At 43.4% G+C, this 419-nt stretch carries 1 rRNA gene and 1 other annotated feature (1 of these 2 running past the window's edge); the gene reads right to left on the minus strand.

Annotation, left to right across the window (positions count from 1 at the left end):
- Positions 1-45: 45 nt before the first annotated feature.
- Positions 46-155: ribosomal RNA gene (gene rrf / locus ACNKXV_RS13210) — 5S ribosomal RNA — on the minus strand.
- Positions 156-307: 152 nt separating this feature from the next.
- Positions 308-419, minus strand: a sequence feature (mutual gap in cmsearch alignment for this rRNA model is longer than 100); it runs 2,717 nt beyond the window's last position.

The raw sequence follows: 419 nt of genomic DNA on the forward strand, positions 1-419 counted from the left end.
AGGGTATAAAAAAACCCCTTCAGAGATCTGAAGGGGTTTTCAAGAAGAAGGCGGCGACATACTCTCCCACAATACAGCAGTACCATCTGCGCTAACGGGCTTAACTACTCTGTTCGGGATGGGAAGAGGTGAGCCCCGTTGCTATAGCCACCTTAAAAGGTTAGTTATAAGCTTCGAGCTTAAACTGTGTCTCTCGACACTAATATCTTTGACATACTTAAGAAACAAAAAATAAGAAGAACGAATAATCCAATTATAAAATAAGCATTTGGCGGCTCTGAGGTTTTGCGGCCTCAGAGCCATCGCGCATCAAGCTTTACGGAGTATTAGTACTACTCGGCTATGACATTACTGCCTTTACACCTGTAGCCTATCAACGTGGTAGTCTCCCACGGTCCTTAAAAGAAATCTCATCTTGT

Source organism: Christiangramia aquimixticola (genome assembly GCF_048285835.1).
Lineage (GTDB): Bacteria > Bacteroidota > Bacteroidia > Flavobacteriales > Flavobacteriaceae > Christiangramia > Christiangramia aquimixticola.